We start from the raw sequence: 17,978 nt of genomic DNA on the forward strand, positions 1-17,978 counted from the left end.
AAATGAAAAAAACGTTTTCACAAGTTCTGTTTTATTTATTGTTAGCGGCAGTTTTCTTTACTGCAGTTTTAATTAGCCAATTGTTTTTACGTGGCTTTAGCCTTGATTTAACTGACGATAAAATTTATTCATTGTCACCGGGAAGCGTATCTATTGTTGAAGACATAGAAGAGCCGATTAACCTTTACTTTTTCTTTTCTGATACTAATTCCAAAGGCCTTACGGCGATACGTGATTACGCCAATAGAGTCGAAACCATTTTGCGCAAATACCAAGCCTTAAGTAATGGTAAAATCAATTTAGAAGTAATTGACCCCGTTCCTTTTTCAGAGGCTGAAGATAGAGCCGCATCATTTGGTTTAACAGCCGCCGGTGGAGCAGGGGGGGCAAATGATGCCGTGTACTTTGGCTTAGCGGGCACCAACTCACTTGATGATGGGATGATTATTGGTTTTTTTGACCCGCAAAAAGAGTCATTTTTAGAATATGACATTAGCAAGCTGATATACCAATTAAGTGAACCAGAACCCATACACTTGGCGCTAGTCACCGATTTGCAGGTAGCTGGCGGCCCTAATCCTATGACCATGCAAAACTCCCCACCAACGGTTATGTACCAACAAATGGAGCAGTTTTTTGATGTGAGCTTGTTAAGTGGGTCAAATGAAGAATTGCCAAGTGATACTGAGTTGTTAGTCATATTGCATCCACAAAATATAAGCCCAAGCTTAATCAATAGTATTGATCAATTTATGATGAAAGGTGGTAAGGCAATCGTGTTTGTTGACCCGCATTATGAATCTGAATTGATGGCACAACGAGGAGCCGTGGGAGCAAATAGTTCGAGTTTAGATTTACTTGAACACTATGGTGTTGCTGTAAACACCAATGAAGTGGTGCTTGATAGCATGGCCGGACTGGAAGTTAGAGGGGCGCAAGGCAATGTGATTAGGCATTTGGGATTCTTAGGTTTAGGCCGCGAAAATATCAATCAATCAGATATAACTACTGCTGATTTAGATAGTATCAATGGCGCGTCATTTGGTTCGATAAAAGTAGTGCCCGGAAGCCCTATTAGATTCAATCCATTGTTACAATCAACTAAGAATACGTCCTTAATGGAAGCAAGTGCCTACGCAAATATAAACAATCCAGAAGAACTGGGCGTAGCATTTAAAAATGCGCAAACACAACATACTTTGGCCGCTCGTATAACGGGCCGAGCGCAAAGTATAATAAGTCAAGAGCAGGCTGCTTTAATGCCTGATTTTACAGAGCAAACAAGCAAGCTTAACCTAGTGGTTGTGGCCGATGCAGATATCACCGCTGACCGTTTTTGGGTTCAACAAAGTAGTTTCTTCGGGCAAGCGATGTTTTCTCCCTTTGCTAACAATGGTGATTTAGTGATTAACGTGCTTGAAAACTTAGGCGGCAGTGAAGGCTTAATAGGCGTAAGAAGCCGCGGCACATTTTTACGTCCCTTTACCCGTGTAGAAGCCATTCGCAGTGTTGCCGAAGACAAATTTCGCACTCAAGAGCAACGTTTGCAGAGCGAATTAGAGCAAACTGAACAACAATTAATAGAATTACAATCGCAAAGCAATGGGATTAATTTAAGCCCTGAACAGAAACAAGCTATAGATGCTTTTACTGAGCAAAAAATTACGATTCGAAAAGCATTACGAAACGTGCAATTTCAGCTTGATAAAGACATTAACGCCTTAGGGAATACGCTTAAAATTGTTAATATTGTTGTTGCTCCATTTGTTCTGGTATTCATCTTATTTTTGATTTCAAGAGCGTTTAGAAAAACAGCAAAATCTTAAATATTGTAAATATACCTAAGGCAAAATTGATTAATATAAGGAAAGCAGCATGCAACGTCAGTTTACACTAATGATTATCTTATTGCTGGTATTAGGCACTGCTGGCGCTTTAATGTTCAGTGATTTTAAACAGAGCAAACGAAGCAACGCATTTATCAAGCAGCCGCTATTAGCTTCCTTGGATGAAGGGTTTACGCGCGGTAAACAATTTGAACCTATTTCAGTGCGCATTATAAATCAAGATCAAACAATACTAGATGCGACAGAACAAGACGGTAAATGGTTTACCAAGCATCTTGATGCAAGCCAAACTTACCCCTTAAATGACGTTGACCTGATTGCTTTGTTGCGCAAGTTAGCACAAGCAAATATTGTAGAATATAAAAGCAATAAAGCTAAGCATCATAATATCTTAGGGCTAGAAGCGGCATCAGCAAATAATCCAAATACCTTTGCCGTGAGTGTATTAACGAAAAACGGTAACACAGTGGATTTGTTAGTGGGTAATGCTTCATCAGTTCAGCAAGGCCAATACGTAAGATTTGCGGGGCAAAACCAAATGTTTTTAATAGATACACTATTGCCAATGCCCAGCCACCACACAACTTGGTTAGCACCAGATCTTTTAAATATTGACATACGTAAGGTTGCAAGTATTGAAAACATCGCTGTTAATGAAAGGGCAGTTGCGCCTGAACTAAGCGCAAACCAAAGTGTAAAACAAGACGTATCTTATATTGAAGCTGTTAACGCTATGCACTTTACTGATATTAGCGTGTTTGATGCGCAAAAGTGGGCACTTCTACAAAACATAACAACACTAAGTATTATGTTGCGCAATGGCGAAATAATAAAGGTAAGTTTAGCTAATTCTGAAGCTGAGACTTACCTTCACGTTGAAAGTGACGAGGAATATGCTCATTTACAACATTGGATGTTTACTATCCCTGATTATCAAATAGAAGTATTTGTACAAAGCACTGATGTACCTGAAGAACTAAGTGAAACAGAACAATAGCGACGCAATGTTTGCTATTGTTCCTGTAACTTTTTCACTAAGTAAGGCGTGAAAAAATCACGGCCTAAACTGCTTGCATGATCTATATTGCGTAGGGGGATGTCGTCAGGGTTATCCACAAATTGCAGCGCTAGGGTGATGCTCGCCTCTCGGATAAGGTGAAATATGGGTACAATAGAACGATTAGTAAAGTGACTTGTACTGTCTGCCGGCTCTCCCTCAAATTGATATTCTGGATGAAAACTCGCAAGTTGATATGTTCCCGTATAGCCAAGGTCTTCAAGTAAAGAGTTTGCCATATCAAGCACATCAAGGTAATCATCGAATTTGTACAAGGCTTGGCTGCAGGCTATGAGCGTGGTTTCAGTACTGGCGTTGTCATCCAGAAACTTACATTCCTGCGCAATAGTTTCAAGAATATCTGCAATTTTTTTGCTGGTGCAAATATGTAGCTTAATACTGCCTTTTTCACGCGGAACTTTAGCAAAGGGGCAGAACTGCTCGCCAATAATGACGTTATCTACCCAATCCCAAATACGCGTTTCAAGTTGCACTTCCATTACGATGGGCGCTTACTGTGATATTGCACGTAAGATTCTAAAGTGTTTTCAATTAAACTGGCCACCGTCATTGGGCCTACGCCACCGGGTACAGGTGTTATCCAATCAGCGCGTTCGCTAGCAGTTTCAAATTCAACATCGCCGGTTAAACTACCATCTTCTAAGCGATTAATACCCACATCTATCACAATTGCGCCTGGTTTTATCCAGTCGCCAGGAATGAAGTTAGGCTTACCTACTGCAACCACAAGCAGTTCAGCACGTTCAACATGGCTTTTTAAATCTTTACTAAATTTATGACAAGTAGTCACGGTGCAGCCGGCTAATAATAGCTCTAGACCCATAGGACGGCCCACAATGTTTGATGCACCTACTATTACCGCATCTAAGCCTTTTATAGGGCGTTTCGTTGCGTTAATCATTGTCATTATACCCTTGGGGGTACAAGGTCGAAGCGCTGGCATGCGCTGAGCTAGCCTACCAATATTGTAAGGGTGAAACCCATCTACATCTTTTTGTGGATGAATACGCTCAAGTACTTCCTCTGCGTTCAAGCCAGCAGGCAAGGGAAGTTGCACCAAAATACCATCAAGTTCATCATCATTATTGAGTTGGTCAACCAAAGCGAGCAATTCAGCTTGGCTTGTATTAGCCGGTAAGGTGAATTCTTTTGAAACCAGACCTACTTCAGCGCAAGCTTTGGTTTTATTGGCTACATATACTTGCGATGCTGCATTACTGCCGACCAATACTACCGCCAAGCCAGGCATTCTTTTATTGGCTTCTTTTAGGGTATCAATGTGAGAAGCCACGGTACTGCGAACTTGTTTTGCTATTTTTTTGCCATCTATGAGTTGAGCTGTCATATTTTTGAGAACACTGGGATAAGATGCGTGTATTGTAGCAAAGTTGTTTTTGTAATTGCAGAAAAAACATTTTTGTTAAAGAATATGAGTAATGCAGCGTAATTCGCTTTGTGTTTGTGCGCTTTTTATACACTCAATAAAAAAAGCGTGCTTAGGGGTAAAAAGTGTTTGACGAAAATGGGTCTAGTCGGTAACATGCGCCCCCCGTAAACAATAGCATTAACGCTCGTTGTTTATATGTCGGTGAGTGGCGCAGCTTGGTAGCGCACTTGGTTTGGGTCCAAGGGGTCGTAGGTTCGAATCCTATCTCACCGACCACTTTTTTAGCGCAGTGTATTTATTGTGCGTCCGTAGCTCAGCTGGATAGAGCACCCGCCTTCTAAGCGGGTGGTCGCAGGTTCGAATCCTGCCGGACGCGCCATTAACTAAATTTACTGATTGCTGCAATTTTAGCCTTTTAGATGGCATTAATTGTTGACGTCATAATATTTAAATGTACAATGCGCGGCTGTTGGCAATAGGCGGTATAATTGTTAGCACTAAGTTGTAAAGAAAGGTAGTACAGTGGTGGGCGTAGCTCAGTTGGTAGAGCCCCGGATTGTGATTCCGGTTGTCGTGGGTTCAAGTCCCATCGTCCACCCCATTTCTTCCCTATTTATTACTTGCACATATCTCTTTCGCGGGAGTGGTGGAATTGGTAGACACGCTGGATTTAGGTTCCAGTGCTTCACGGCGTGAGAGTTCAAGTCTCTCCTTCCGCACCATTAAAAAATATTCGGTGAGTGGCGCAGCTTGGTAGCGCACTTGGTTTGGGTCCAAGGGGTCGTAGGTTCGAATCCTATCTCACCGACCATTTTTTAATTTAGTTTCTCTTTTCGCTCAAAAAATCCTCATTAAATTCAAATTTCGTTGTTTTTTTCGTTTAAAAGCAAATGAATCTCTCGACTCTATTGTTTACTCTCTGTATAATCTGGCGTCCTTTTTTAAACTCATGCACCTATTTAGTTGTTTGGGTGCCACCCATGTCAGTGAACAGCATGCTACTGACGTGATAGATTTTACAACGCGCAATTGGCGCATAGTTGAGGTAGAAAAATGCAAGTTTCAGTCGAGACGACTCAAGGGTTAGAACGCCGTCTTACTATTACCGTTCCTGCGGCATCTGTAGATACAGCAGTTAAGTCACGTTTACAACAATTAGCAAAAACACAACGTATAAACGGTTTTCGTCCGGGTAAAGTACCTGTAAAAGTGATACAAAAGCGTTTTGGTGCAGCTGTACGTCAAGAAGTTTCTGGCGAAGTTATGCAACAGCATTTTTATCAAGCCATTATGCAAGAGAAAATCAATCCTGCTGGCATGCCTAACTTTGAACTTACTAAAGATAAAGACGGCGAAGATTTAGAATTTGCTGCTACTTTTGAAGTTTACCCAGAAGTTAAAGTAAACGGCTTAGACAAGCTTGAAGTGGAAAAAACTGTTGTAAATATCGCTGATAAAGACCTTAGCGAAATGATGAAAACCCTTCAAAAGCAACACGCTACATATAAAGAGTGTAAGCGTAAAGCGAAGAAAGGCGACAAGCTTACTATCAACTTTGTTGGATCAATTGACGGCGAAGAATTTGAAGGCGGAAAAGCTGATGACTTCCCACTAGAATTAGGCAAGAGCCAAATGATTCCTGGTTTTGAAGAGCCATTAGTAGGCGCTAAAACAGGTGATGAAGTTGTTGCTGAAGTAACCTTCCCTGAAGATTATCATGCTGAAGCATTAAAAGGTAAAGCGGCTTCATTCGCGATTACCGTAACTAAAGTTGAAGGCTTGAACCTACCTAAAGTAGATGACGAATTTGCTGAATTGTTTGGTGTTAAAGAAGGCGGTTTAGACGCACTTAAAGAAGAAGTGAAGAAAAACATGCAGCGCGAACTAGACCAAACGCTGAAAACTAAAGTAAAAGAGTCTGTTATTGAAGCCTTATTGGCCGATAACAAAGTAGACGTGCCAAAAGCACTTCTAGATCAAGAAGTAGAAGCCCTACGCGAACAAGCTAAACAGCGTTTTGCACAGCAAGGTAATGGTCAAAACTTACCAGAGCTACCAGCTGACATGTTCACTGAAAATGCTAAGCGTCGTGTTTCTGTAGGTTTGTTAATTGGTGAAATCATCAAAGAGAACAAAATTGAAGTAGACAGTGAGCGTGTTGATGCACTTATTGAAACTACTGCTTCTGCTTACGAAGATCCAAGCGAAGTTATTGAATATTACAAAAATAACCAAGAGTTATTACAACAAATTCAGAACTTAGCACTTGAAGAGCAAGCAATCGATGCCATATTAGATCAAGCGAAAGTCAAAGAAGTGGAAAAATCGTTTGATGAAGTCATGAACAAAACGGCGTAATTTATTACGTAGTATTTGACTTGACAGGTTATCAACTGATTAAATGCTCGGACTATCCGGGCATTTTTTTTAACTAAAAATAAGAGATGAAATGACTAATACTATTTTCACACCAAGCAATTCTTCTGTTAGTGCACCTTCAAACGCCTTAGTGCCAATGGTTATTGAGCAAACGGCAAGAGGGGAGCGTTCATTCGACATTTATTCACGCTTGTTGAAAGAAAACGTTATTTTCTTAGTGGGTCAAGTTGAAGATCACATGGCTAACTTAATTGTGGCCCAAATGCTTTTCTTAGAAGCAGAAAATCCAGAAAAAGATATCTTCTTGTATATTAACTCACCAGGCGGTTCCGTTACTGCAGGTATGGCAATATACGATACAATGAATTTTATAAAGCCAGATGTTAGCACTGTATGCGTAGGCCAAGCGGCTAGTATGGGGGCATTTTTGCTATCTGCCGGCGCAAAAGGCAAACGTTATGTTTTGCCAAATGCACGTGTAATGATTCATCAACCTTTAGGTGGCTTCCAAGGCCAAGCGTCAGATTTTGAAATACACGCGAAAGAAATCCTGTCTATTAAAGAGAAGATGAATCGCTTAATGGCTGATCATACCGGTCAAAAATATGAAAAAGTTGCGCAAGATACTGACCGCGATAATTTCTTAGGTGCGCAAGATGCAGTTGACTATGGCTTAGTTGACAGTATATTGAACAGTAGAGCCGATGTAGGTAAGTAAAATTTAAAGTAAACCGTTTGTATAATGGTTACAGTAATAAGTATATAGAAATGCCAAGTAATCGCCGATGCATGTATGTTTAGGCATTGGCGAAGCTGGACAATAAAGGCAAATATTATGAGTGATAACAGTACCAAAGACGGTGATAACAAATTATTGTATTGTTCCTTCTGTGGTAAAAGTCAGCACGAAGTGCGCAAACTAATAGCAGGTCCTTCCGTATTTATTTGTGATGAATGCGTAGAATTGTGTAATGACATTATTCGCGAAGAAATAAAAGAAATCTCGCCAAAGCAAAAGGCAGATGCTTTACCTACGCCTAGTAAAATTCATGCGCATCTAGATGACTACGTAATTGGTCAAGAGCACGCCAAAAAAGTGTTATCGGTTGCGGTTTACAACCATTACAAGCGCTTGAAAAATGGTGATGTACATGATGGCGTAGAATTAGGTAAAAGTAATATTTTGCTAATAGGGCCAACCGGTAGTGGTAAAACACTGCTTGCTGAAACCTTAGCGCGATTGCTTGATGTACCTTTCACCATGGCTGATGCCACTACTCTTACCGAAGCCGGTTACGTGGGTGAAGATGTAGAAAATATTATTCAAAAGCTACTACAAAAATGCGATTACGATCCTGAAAAAGCGCAGCGCGGAATTGTTTACATAGATGAAATTGATAAAATTTCACGTAAGTCTGATAACCCATCTATTACGCGCGATGTTTCCGGTGAAGGTGTTCAGCAAGCCTTGTTAAAATTAATTGAAGGTACAATAGCTTCTGTACCGCCTCAAGGTGGACGAAAGCATCCACAGCAAGAGTTTTTACAAGTAGACACTTCTAAAATACTGTTTATTTGTGGAGGCGCGTTTGCTGGTTTAGACAAAATTATTGAACAACGCTCAGCAAAAGGAACCGGTATTGGATTTGGTGCTGAAGTTAAATCAAAAGTTGAAGATTCAAAAGCGGCAGCATCATTTAAAGATGTAGAACCTCAAGATTTGGTGAAATACGGGCTTATTCCTGAATTTATTGGCCGCTTACCAGTGGTGACTAGTTTAGAAGAGTTAAGTGAAGACGCGCTTATTCAGATTTTGCAAGAGCCAAAGAATGCGATTACAAAACAGTATGCAGCTTTGTTTGCATTAGAAGATGCGGAGCTAGAGTTTAGAGAAGATGCACTTCGAGCAATAGCAGCCAAAGCGATGTCACGTAAAACCGGTGCTCGTGGACTACGCTCTATAGTAGAAGCGGTGTTATTAGACACTATGTACAGCTTGCCTTCTACTCCGGAAGTATCTAAAGTCGTTATAGACGAAACGGTAATTAAAGGTGAGTCAGAGCCTTTGTTGATTTACGAAAATAGCGATAAAAAAGCAGCATCCGAATAAAACAAAGGGCCTGATTTTGGCCCTTTTTTTGCAAAAGACTTTAAACTTTCCAGCTGTATCCCCATATAACAATTATGATAATTAGTTAAGAGAGAAACATGACTCCAAGTAGTATGCTCACAGGTATGCCCGTCCTAGCTCTACGCGACGTTGTAGTATACCCGCACATGGTAATCCCCTTATTTGTAGGTAGAGAAAAGTCTATTCAATGCCTTGAAGCCGCCATGGAGAATGACAAAAAAGTATTCTTAGTTGCTCAGGTTGATGCCGGCATAGACGAACCAAGCACCAGTGAGGTGTTTGACATAGGCACCGTTGCTACAATTTTACAATTACTTAAATTACCTGATGGCACGGTTAAAGTATTGGTAGAAGGAAGCGTTCGCGGAAAAATTGATAAGTATGTTGAAACTGAGCCTTTCTTTGTTGCCGATGTTAAAGTACTAGACGACGAGTTAATGGAAGAAACAGAGCAAGAGGTGCTAATTCGTTCAGCTGTGTCTCAGTTTGAAGGTTACGTTAAGCTAAATAAAAAGATTCCACCTGAGGTATTAACTTCTTTAAACGGTATTGAAGATATAGCACGCTTAGCAGATACCATGGCAGCTCATATGCCGCTTAAGTTGGTCGAAAAGCAGAAAGTGCTGGAGATGGCCTCGGTTGCTGAACGTATTGAATACCTCATGGCTTTGATGGAAGGTGAGATTGACCTTCTACAAGTAGAGAAAAAGATTCGTACACGTGTTAAAAAGCAAATGGAAAAAAGCCAGCGCGAATATTATTTGAATGAGCAAATGAAAGCGATTCAAAAAGAGCTTGGTGAATTAGATGACGCACCTGACGAATTTGAAGCGCTAAGTCAAAAGATTGAAAAAGCGAAGATGCCAGAAGAGGCTAAGCAAAAGGCCGTGACTGAGTTAAGTAAACTTAAGATGATGTCACCGATGTCAGCAGAGGCTTCCGTTGTTCGCTCTTATATTGATTGGTTAGTGTCAGTGCCATGGCACAAGCGAAGTGCTGTTAAGCGTGATTTAGGACAAGCTGAGAAGGTACTAGATAACGATCACTATGGCCTGGAAAAAGTCAAAGAACGTATTTTAGAATATTTAGCAGTTCAGCAACGAGTTAAAAAATTAAAAGGTCCTATTCTTTGTTTAGTGGGTCCGCCAGGCGTAGGTAAAACATCGCTAGGACAATCTATTGCGAAAGCAACTGGGCGCAAATATGTGCGTATGGCCCTTGGTGGCGTGCGTGATGAAGCTGAAATTCGCGGCCATAGACGCACCTATATAGGTTCATTACCGGGTAAACTGATACAAAAAATGTCAAAAGTGGGCGTGAAAAACCCCTTATTTCTACTTGATGAAATTGACAAAATGTCATCAGACATGCGCGGCGACCCGTCATCAGCTTTACTTGAAGTGCTAGATCCTGAGCAAAACTCTAGTTTTAGTGATCATTACTTAGAAGTGGACTACGACTTATCGGATGTCATGTTTGTTGCTACCTCAAATAGTATGAACATTCCAGGGCCTCTTCTTGACAGAATGGAAGTGATTAGACTTTCAGGCTACACCGAAGATGAAAAGTTGAATATTGCTGAACGCCATTTAATTGCAAAGCAAATTGAGCGAAACGGCTTAAAAGCCAAAGAGCTTACAATTGAAGATTCAGCCATTATTGGCATTATTCGTTACTACACGCGCGAAGCCGGTGTAAGAAGTTTAGAGCGAGAAATTTCCAAAATATGTCGTAAAGCAGTTAAAAATATTCTTTTGAAAAAAGAATCAGGCACAGTAGTAGTGAACCATGATAATTTGAAAGACTACTTAGGTGTTCAGCGTTTTGACTATGGAAAAGCCGATAAAAACAATCAGATTGGTCAGGTAACTGGACTTGCATGGACTCAAGTAGGCGGTGATTTGCTGACTATTGAAACCAGCGCAGTACCCGGCAAAGGTAAGACTACTGCAACAGGATCGCTTGGCGACGTAATGCAAGAGTCTATAAAAGCAGCCATGACCGTTGTGCGTTCAAGAGCTGAAAAACTTCGTATAAACGAAGATTTTCATGAAAAGCGAGATATTCACGTACACGTTCCCGAGGGCGCAACTCCAAAAGATGGGCCAAGTGCCGGTATTGGCATGTGTACAGCACTTGTGTCGTCACTTACTGGAAACCCTGTAAGATGTGATGTAGCCATGACGGGTGAAATTACCTTACGAGGTGAAGTACTTGCTATTGGCGGTTTAAAAGAAAAATTGTTAGCTGCGCACCGTGGCGGAATAAAAGTAGTAATTATTCCTCATGAAAATGAGCGTGATTTAGAAGAAATTCCTGCAAATGTTATAGGTGATTTATCTATTCACCCAGTTAAGTGGATTGATGAAGTACTAGACATTGCACTGGAAAATCCAGTGGAATCCTTCTCTGTAGCATCATAAAAAAGGCCAAATGGCCTTTTTTTATGCAGAATTGACAAGAAAATCACTTTTTTTGTTATTTTTTTTAAATAAGGTATTCACTTTCACTCTGATTATGCTACCTTAAGAAGGTACTCGCTTAAAGCCTTATTAATAAAGGGATAGCAAGCGATTTTATAATGAAAATAATTTTGTTGGTAAATTTATCTTAGCGAAATCTAATGAAGTAACTAACAAAGCATTAACATTTTTTTTAAAAGCAATATAATAACAACGAAGGGGATCATATTGTGAACAAATCTCAACTTATCGATGCAATAGCTGGAAGCGCAGATATTTCTAAAGCAGCTGCAGGACGTGCGCTTGACGCATTAACTGATTCAGTAACTGCTGCACTTAAAGAAGGTGACCAAGTTGCTCTAGTTGGCTTCGGTACTTTTTCTGTTCGCGAACGTGCTGCTCGTAGCGGTCGTAACCCACAGACAGGTGCTACTATTCAAATTGCTGCTGCAAAAGTACCATCTTTTAAAGCAGGTAAAGCACTTAAAGACGCTTGTAACTAAGCATCAATTATTTTTAAAAAGGCGATGGGAAACCATCGCCTTTTTTGTATCTGTCTTTTTTATACATAAGATGCGTAATTACTCGCGTATCATACTAAGGATAGGTATAATCTAGCGTCTAAATTTTTATTAAATCAAGGTGCTAGTTAGTCTGGCAGCAGATTCTTTTTATAAGAATAATTAACAAAAGGTTGTTGTTAAACATGTTACAAAACATTCGAGAGGGTATACAAGGCCCTTGGGCGATAGGAATTGTCGCAGTAATTGTAGTAAGTTTCGTATTTACTGGCGTTGGTAGCTACATTTCATCTTCTAATACAACAGCAGTGGCTATTGTAAACGGTGAGGAAATTGACGCGTCGACGCTTGATATTGCCTACCAAAACGAGAGAGCTCGTTTAGAAGGCCAGTTTGGTGAAGCAGTAAATTCATTATTTGCTAGCGAGAGCTATATAAATCAATTTAGATCAGACATCCTTGATCGTCTTATAAACGACGAGCTAGTGTCTCAAAAAGCACAGGCCTTAGGCTTGCGCGTGAGCGATGAACAAATTAAGCAAACCATCGCACAAATGCCTGAGTTTCAGGTGGCCGGTAGTTTCGATAATACAATGTATACTTCTAGCCTAGCGCGCGCGGGTTATAGCCCTAGCCAATTTGCTGAATATATGCGCAAAGAAATGACGCGTCAACAACTACAACAAGCTTTGCGCGGAACCGGTTTTAGTTTGTCTCATCAGGTACAGCAGTTATTGTCTTTGCAAGAGCAAACACGTGATGCCAAAGTAATTGAAATTGATATTAATAAATATCAAGATTCAATCACTTTAACTGATGAAGAAGTTCAAACGTACTATGAAAATAACTTGTCAGATTTTGATACTGAAGAACAAGTTAAGTTAGCTTACGTCACATTATCTGTTTCAGATTTAATGTCTAAATTTGAAGCAAGTGATGAGGAAATTGAACAAAGCTATCAAGACAACATCGCTTTTTATACCAATGAAGAAGAAAGAAGAATCGCTCACATCTTAATTGAAACCATCAACGGTGAAGATGAAGCACAGCAAAAAGCGGAAGAAGTAGTCGCGAAATTGAACGCGGGTGAAGACTTCGCAAGCTTAGCTGAACAATATTCTGATGACATCGTTAGTGCTGAAGAAGGCGGCGATTTAGGGATAATTGCACGTGGAGATTATGAAGGTGCGTTAGAAGATGCTGCCTTTGCTCTTGAAGCAAAAGGCGACATAAGCGGAATTGTTGAGAGCGAATTTGGTCTTCACGTTATTAAGTTATCTGAGTTGTCACCTGCGGTGGTTACGCCGTTGGCTGAGGTTCGCGATGAACTTAAAGAAGAAATCATCACAAATAAAGCCACTGACGAATACTTTGCGCTGCAAAATGAAATGTCGCGTTTAGCATTCGAAGAGCCTGATTCTTTAAGCGCAGTTGCTGAAGCGGTTAATCGTCCTATTATTGAAACACCTTTCTTTGAAGCAGGCCAATTACCGCCAGGTGTTAACTACCCCCAGTTAAATGATATTGCTTTTTCTAGCGAACTAATTGACGAGCAAGTTAATAGTGAATTAATTGAATTGAGTGATAACGTTATTATGGTTACTCGCGTTGCTGAGCATAAACCTCAGCGCACGCGTGCTTTAGATGAAGTGAAAGGCCTAATTGAAAGTGAACTTAAAAATAATAAGGCACAAGATCAAGCCTTTGAGTATGCACAAAGCATTCAGACCGCCTTATTCAACAATGAAGACGTAAGCGCTTTATTAGACGAGCATGACCTTGCTTGGCGTGAGTATAGCGATGTACGAAGAGATAGCGGCGAATTAGCACGTGAGTTTGTGGAGTCACTGTTTGCGCTAGGTGTAGATGTAGATGGCGCAGAACTTGTGACTTTATCTAATGGCAACGTAGGCATTGTTCAGCTCACAGCTGTTAAAGAAGCGTCTGACTTTGCTGAAGAGCAAACAAGTGCAGGTAAGAATCGTATTGCAAATGCACAAACACAACAAACTTACGAGAGCTTCGTAAATGCTCTGCGTGAAAACGCAGCAATTGAAGTGATTACGCAGTAAGGTTTCAAAACACTAATAAACCCCGGTTGCTGAAAGGTACCGGGGTTTTTTATTGCTTGCTTTATGTTAAGGGCGAGTGATTAGCCATACAATGGCAAAGAAAGCGATAATGACTGCAGACACAATAGTAATATAAATAAATCCTTTTTTGCCATCAGCTACAGAGTGCCCGTTGTAGCTTAAATAAGCGTACCAAATTAAGCAAAGTGTTAACGGAAATAAAAAAACAAACTTGATCATAAATGAGCGTTTCCCAAAAGAACAAAATAAAGCGTGTGCTACGTAAATTAGCAAAGTTACGTTAGTAGAACAGACCATTGATATAGGTAATATACTATAGGTAAGTAGGTTTAAGTTCATCCATTTACATATTTGATTTCTTTACAAACAAAAAAAACCGACCATAAAGGTCGGTTTTGAATTTTTAAAAGATAACTTATTCAAATGATATAAACGTTTATAATAAACGTGGCACCAAGAGTAAGTTAATTAACGTAAATTACGCTAACTCTTTAATTTGTGCATTTAAGCGAGACTTATGACGCGCAGCTTTATTCTTATGAATAAGGCCTTTAGTTGCCATTCTGTCTAATTGCGGTACAGCAGCATCTAATGCTGATTGTGCAGCTTCTTTATTACCAGCTTCAATAGCGGCAACCACTTTCTTTATGCAAGTACGAGTCATGGAGCGACGGCTTGCATTATGCTGGCGACGCTTTTCAGCTTGAATTGCACGTTTCTTAGCAGACTTAATGTTAGCCAAGGTGTAACTCCTAAAGTATTGATGTCAAAAATTGAGGGTGCGGATTATCTAAGTTATTGGCTGTTTTGTCAACACAATGACGCATTTTAATGAAAATAATCGTTAGTCTGTTTGCAAAACAAGTATACTATACTGATATTGTGCAGAAAAATTAGAATACGACCGATACCTTTGTATATTATTTTTTAATTTTATAGGCCTATTATGCAAACTGTAGCTGATTTAATGACCACACAGCTAGTTACCCTTACTAGCGAACACACTATGAAAAATGCCCACGACCTTATTAATAAAAAGGGAATTCGGCATATTCCAGTAATGGACAAAACAAACTCAACAATGCTGGGTTTAGTTACGCAAAAAGTGATGATATCAAAAGTGGTTGGGTTTATTAGTGAATTTGGCTCAGGTCACTTACTTGAAAAAGAAATGCAAACCTCCGTAATGGATGTAGCCATCACTGATTTTGAACGAGTACCTACGTCAATGAGTTTAAAAGATGCTGCAGAATATTTTTTAAAGAATAAAAATGGTTGCTTACCGGTTTTCGATAGCGAAAATAATTTAGTGGGGATGTTAACCTCATCAGATTTCGTAAAATTATCACTAAGCTTGTTAAGTTAACAAGCCAACACTAGACCTAGGACGAAGGAATGCCCAAAAAGTTATTAAAAGCCGGAATGATCGTGAGCGCAATGACCCTCATTTCACGAATTCTAGGCTTGGTTAGAGATGTTGTTGTGGCAAATCTTATGGGGGCGGGTGCCGCCGCCGATGTGTTTTTCTTCGCCAATAAAATTCCCAATTTTTTACGTAGATTATTCGCAGAAGGAGCCTTTGCTCAAGCGTTTATTCCTGTATTAACCGAAGTGCAAGCGCAAAATGACCAAGCAAAACTTAAGGATTTCACCGCTAAAGTGTCAGGCACCTTGGGTTTGATTTTATTTATTACCGCTATTGTAGGTGTAATTGCTTCGCCTGTGCTTGCTGCCTTATTTGGAACAGGTTGGTTTATAGATTATTTAAACGATGAACCTAGCGGAGCAAAATTTGAATTAGCATCGACTTTACTTAAAATTACCTTTCCGTACATTTTCTTTATTTCACTCACTGGTTTCGCTGGCGCTATACTCAATACCCTAAATAAATTCGCTGTTGCCGCTTTTACACCGGTATTGCTTAATGTTTGTATTATTGCCTGTGCGTTTTACCTAACACCTTATGTATCTATTGGCGCATATGCATTAGCGTGGGGCGTGTTTATTGGTGGTATAGTACAATTGAGCTTTCAGCTTCCATTTTTGTACCGTGCAGGTGTACTAGTTAAACCTAAATGGGGATGGTCAGATCCGAATGTGACCAAGGTGCGAACGTTAATGATTCCGGCGTTATTTGGCGTATCGGTTAGCCAAATTAACCTATTGCTCGATACCTTGATTGCCAGCTTCCTCATGACCGGTTCTATTAGTTGGTTATATTATTCTGACCGCTTGTTGGAATTCCCCCTTGGGCTGTTTGGTATAGCCATTGCTACTGTTATATTGCCTACTTTATCTAAGAATCATGTAAGTGATGATAAAAAGTCGTTTTCATCAAATATAGATTGGGCCTTACGCATTATTGCTATGTTGGGTATTCCGGCAAGTGCCGCCCTTATGGTGCTAGCAATGCCTTTGCTGCTTGTGATTTTTCAACGTGGTGAGTTTAGTATTGATGACACCTACATGGCCTCATACAGTTTAATGGCTTACGGAGCCGGTTTATTTAGCTTTATGCTGGTAAAAATATTTGCCCCTGCTTTTTATTCACGCCAAGACACTAAAACCCCAGTTAAATTTGGGATCATTACCATGGTTGCCAATATGGTGTTTAACTTAATTTTGGCATGGCCATTTAGTTATGTTGGCTTAGCAATGGCTACTGCTTTATCAGGCACGCTGAATGCGGTATTGCTTTATCGCAGGCTTGCCCAACTAGGGGTATATAAAATTCAAAAAGCAACTTGGCTTTTTCTGATTAAGGTGCTTGTTTCTACCGCGGTAATGACCACGGCAATAGTTTGGCTTTCATCGCAACTCGTATGGGAAGAAAGCACTTTTTATGTGCGGGTGCTTAATCTTTGTACTGTTGTTGGCGTTGGCTTAGTCAGCTACCTAGTTTGTTTACTTTTAGTTGGTATTCGCCCGCATCAACTAATAAACAAAGACTAGCCCGTAAAGAGCATGTCTTATTCCTTTTTGTGCCGTTAAATAATTGACTAAACCTAGCGAAAGCATTGGTATTAGCGCGTATGTTGTTTATAATCGAGGGTTTTGAAACTAGCATTCTTTATATAAATTGCGCTTAGTCAACAATATCTTGAAAAGTCGCCTTAGAAGAACAATGAGCACAAGTAATTTAGCGTGGAATTAATCAGAGGTTTACATAATATTGGCACTCATCATCATGGGTGTGTTTTGACTATTGGTAAATTTGATGGTGTTCACTTAGGACATCAGGCGGTACTTAAAAGCGTATTGCAAAAAGCCGAGGAATTAAATTTACCGGCGGTAGTGATGGTGTTTGAACCTCAACCAGAAGAGCTTTTTAGCGCAGAGCGTGCGCCTGCAAGGTTATCATTGCTTAAAGACAAATATATAGCTCTTCGCGATATAGGTGTTCATCGCTTATTGTGTGTGCGTTTTACTCGAGATTTTTCGGCAATTTCACCACAAAGCTTTATCCACGACCTACTGATAAAACAGTTAGGGGTAAAGTTTTTAGTAGTGGGTGACGATTTCCGCTTCGGCTATAAACGCGAAGGGGATTTTGACATGTTGCGTGATGCCAGTGAAACAGCAGGCTTTGATGTGGTAAGCACACAAAGTTTTAAGGTTCACGATTGCCGAATTAGTTCTACCGCCGTTCGCACAGCCCTTAGTCAAGGTGATTTTGAAGGTGCTAAAGAAATGCTAGGTGGTGCCTACGTAATAAGAGGCAAAGTTGTTCATGGTGAGAAAAATGGGCGTACCATAGGATATCCTACAGCTAACGTTTTAATGCGCCGCCATAAATCGCCCGTCAAAGGCGTATTCGCAGGGCTAGTTAAGACCAAAACTGGTATTTATAATGCGGTTATTAATGTAGGGAACAGACCTACCTTAAACGGTCAAAGAATGCAGCTAGAAGCGCATTTATTTGATTTCGACGGGGACCTTTATGGTCAAAACGTTGAAGTTGAACTATTGAAAAAGATTAGAGACGAGATTAAATTTCCTGATTTTCAGGTCTTAAAACAACAAATCAACAAAGATGCGACTCAAGCCAGAAGCTTGTTAGCTAACTTTGAATAATGGAAA

The 17,978-nt window shown here is 40.1% G+C and carries 15 protein-coding genes and 5 tRNA genes; 16 read left to right on the top strand and 4 right to left on the bottom strand.

Annotated elements, in window-relative coordinates; genetic code table 11:
- The first annotated feature begins 2 nt into the window (after window positions 1-2).
- Together ACOI22_RS16295 and ACOI22_RS16300 are read left to right on the top strand one after the other, a co-directional pair.
- Window positions 3-1,826: a Gldg family protein gene (locus tag ACOI22_RS16295; RefSeq protein ID WP_420673198.1), complete on the top strand. Its 1,824-nt coding sequence runs from the start codon at window positions 3-5 to the stop codon at window positions 1,824-1,826.
- A 49-nt stretch (window positions 1,827-1,875) separates the two neighbouring features.
- Window positions 1,876-2,844, top strand: coding sequence for a DUF4340 domain-containing protein (locus tag ACOI22_RS16300; RefSeq protein WP_420673199.1), 969 nt, complete (start codon window positions 1,876-1,878; stop codon window positions 2,842-2,844).
- A 14-nt stretch (window positions 2,845-2,858) separates the two neighbouring features.
- Here ACOI22_RS16300 and ACOI22_RS16305 read toward each other — a convergent pair whose 3' ends face one another.
- Together ACOI22_RS16305 and folD are read right to left on the bottom strand one after the other, a co-directional pair.
- Complete coding sequence (locus ACOI22_RS16305; RefSeq protein ID WP_420673200.1) at window positions 2,859-3,404, bottom strand: DUF1415 domain-containing protein; 546 nt, start codon at window positions 3,402-3,404, stop codon at window positions 2,859-2,861.
- On the bottom strand, window positions 3,404-4,270 hold the full coding sequence (gene folD / locus ACOI22_RS16310) for a bifunctional methylenetetrahydrofolate dehydrogenase/methenyltetrahydrofolate cyclohydrolase FolD (RefSeq protein WP_420673201.1): 867 nt from the start codon (window positions 4,268-4,270) through the stop codon (window positions 3,404-3,406). The genes ACOI22_RS16305 and folD overlap by 1 nt, the downstream gene beginning before the upstream one ends.
- A 241-nt stretch (window positions 4,271-4,511) precedes the next feature.
- Here folD and ACOI22_RS16315 point away from each other — a divergent pair.
- From ACOI22_RS16315 to ACOI22_RS16365, 11 genes are all read left to right on the top strand, one after another.
- A tRNA-Pro gene (locus ACOI22_RS16315) sits at window positions 4,512-4,588 on the top strand.
- A 26-nt stretch (window positions 4,589-4,614) separates the two neighbouring features.
- Window positions 4,615-4,691: transfer RNA gene (locus ACOI22_RS16320), tRNA-Arg, on the top strand.
- A gap of 146 nt (window positions 4,692-4,837) precedes the next feature.
- Window positions 4,838-4,913, top strand: a tRNA-His gene (locus tag ACOI22_RS16325).
- Between the two features lie 36 nt (window positions 4,914-4,949).
- A tRNA-Leu gene (locus ACOI22_RS16330) sits at window positions 4,950-5,034 on the top strand.
- Window positions 5,035-5,046: 12 nt separating this feature from the next.
- Window positions 5,047-5,123, top strand: a tRNA-Pro gene (locus tag ACOI22_RS16335).
- A gap of 242 nt (window positions 5,124-5,365) precedes the next feature.
- Window positions 5,366-6,670, top strand: a complete 1,305-nt coding sequence (tig, locus tag ACOI22_RS16340; RefSeq protein ID WP_420673202.1) for a trigger factor — start codon at window positions 5,366-5,368, stop codon at window positions 6,668-6,670.
- Between the two features lie 91 nt (window positions 6,671-6,761).
- The gene (gene clpP, locus ACOI22_RS16345; protein WP_420673203.1) at window positions 6,762-7,409 is read left to right on the top strand and encodes an ATP-dependent Clp endopeptidase proteolytic subunit ClpP; all 648 of its coding nucleotides are present in this window, start codon (window positions 6,762-6,764) and stop codon (window positions 7,407-7,409) included.
- A gap of 117 nt (window positions 7,410-7,526) precedes the next feature.
- Window positions 7,527-8,801, top strand: a complete 1,275-nt coding sequence (gene clpX / locus ACOI22_RS16350) for an ATP-dependent protease ATP-binding subunit ClpX (protein ID WP_420673204.1) — start codon at window positions 7,527-7,529, stop codon at window positions 8,799-8,801.
- Window positions 8,802-8,899: 98 nt separating this feature from the next.
- Window positions 8,900-11,245 carry an endopeptidase La gene (lon, locus tag ACOI22_RS16355; RefSeq protein ID WP_420673205.1) on the top strand — a complete coding sequence of 782 codons (2,346 nt, stop codon included), beginning with the start codon at window positions 8,900-8,902 and terminating at the stop codon, window positions 11,243-11,245.
- Between the two features lie 269 nt (window positions 11,246-11,514).
- Window positions 11,515-11,787 (top strand): nucleoid-associated protein HU-beta, encoded by a 273-nt coding sequence (gene hupB / locus ACOI22_RS16360; protein ID WP_420673206.1) that lies wholly within the window; start codon window positions 11,515-11,517, stop codon window positions 11,785-11,787.
- Between the two features lie 203 nt (window positions 11,788-11,990).
- Window positions 11,991-13,877, top strand: a complete 1,887-nt coding sequence (locus ACOI22_RS16365; protein ID WP_420673207.1) for a SurA N-terminal domain-containing protein — start codon at window positions 11,991-11,993, stop codon at window positions 13,875-13,877.
- Window positions 13,878-13,943: 66 nt separating this feature from the next.
- Here the strand turns inward: ACOI22_RS16365 and ACOI22_RS16370 are convergent, their stop codons facing one another.
- Together ACOI22_RS16370 and rpsT are read right to left on the bottom strand one after the other, a co-directional pair.
- Entirely contained in the window at window positions 13,944-14,117 is a 174-nt protein-coding gene (locus ACOI22_RS16370; protein WP_420673208.1) for a hypothetical protein, read from the bottom strand.
- 259 nt (window positions 14,118-14,376) lie between these two features.
- Window positions 14,377-14,640, bottom strand: coding sequence for a 30S ribosomal protein S20 (rpsT, locus tag ACOI22_RS16375; RefSeq protein WP_420673209.1), 264 nt, complete (start codon window positions 14,638-14,640; stop codon window positions 14,377-14,379).
- Window positions 14,641-14,844: 204 nt separating this feature from the next.
- Between rpsT and ACOI22_RS16380 the strand changes: the two genes are divergently transcribed.
- The 3 genes from ACOI22_RS16380 to ribF all read left to right on the top strand — a co-directional run bounded on the left by ACOI22_RS16380 (window position 14,845) and on the right by ribF (window position 17,972).
- A complete protein-coding gene (locus tag ACOI22_RS16380; protein ID WP_420673210.1) occupies window positions 14,845-15,264 on the top strand; it encodes an HPP family protein in 420 nt (139 codons plus the stop codon).
- 29 nt (window positions 15,265-15,293) lie between these two features.
- The gene (gene murJ, locus ACOI22_RS16385; protein ID WP_420673211.1) at window positions 15,294-16,850 is read left to right on the top strand and encodes a murein biosynthesis integral membrane protein MurJ; all 1,557 of its coding nucleotides are present in this window, start codon (window positions 15,294-15,296) and stop codon (window positions 16,848-16,850) included.
- 192 nt (window positions 16,851-17,042) lie between these two features.
- On the top strand, window positions 17,043-17,972 hold the full coding sequence (ribF, locus tag ACOI22_RS16390; RefSeq protein ID WP_420673212.1) for a bifunctional riboflavin kinase/FAD synthetase: 930 nt from the start codon (window positions 17,043-17,045) through the stop codon (window positions 17,970-17,972).
- Window positions 17,973-17,978 lie beyond the last annotated feature (6 nt).

Origin of the sequence: Glaciecola sp. 2405UD65-10 (assembly GCF_048820975.1) — a bacterium.
GTDB lineage: Bacteria > Pseudomonadota > Gammaproteobacteria > Enterobacterales > Alteromonadaceae > Glaciecola.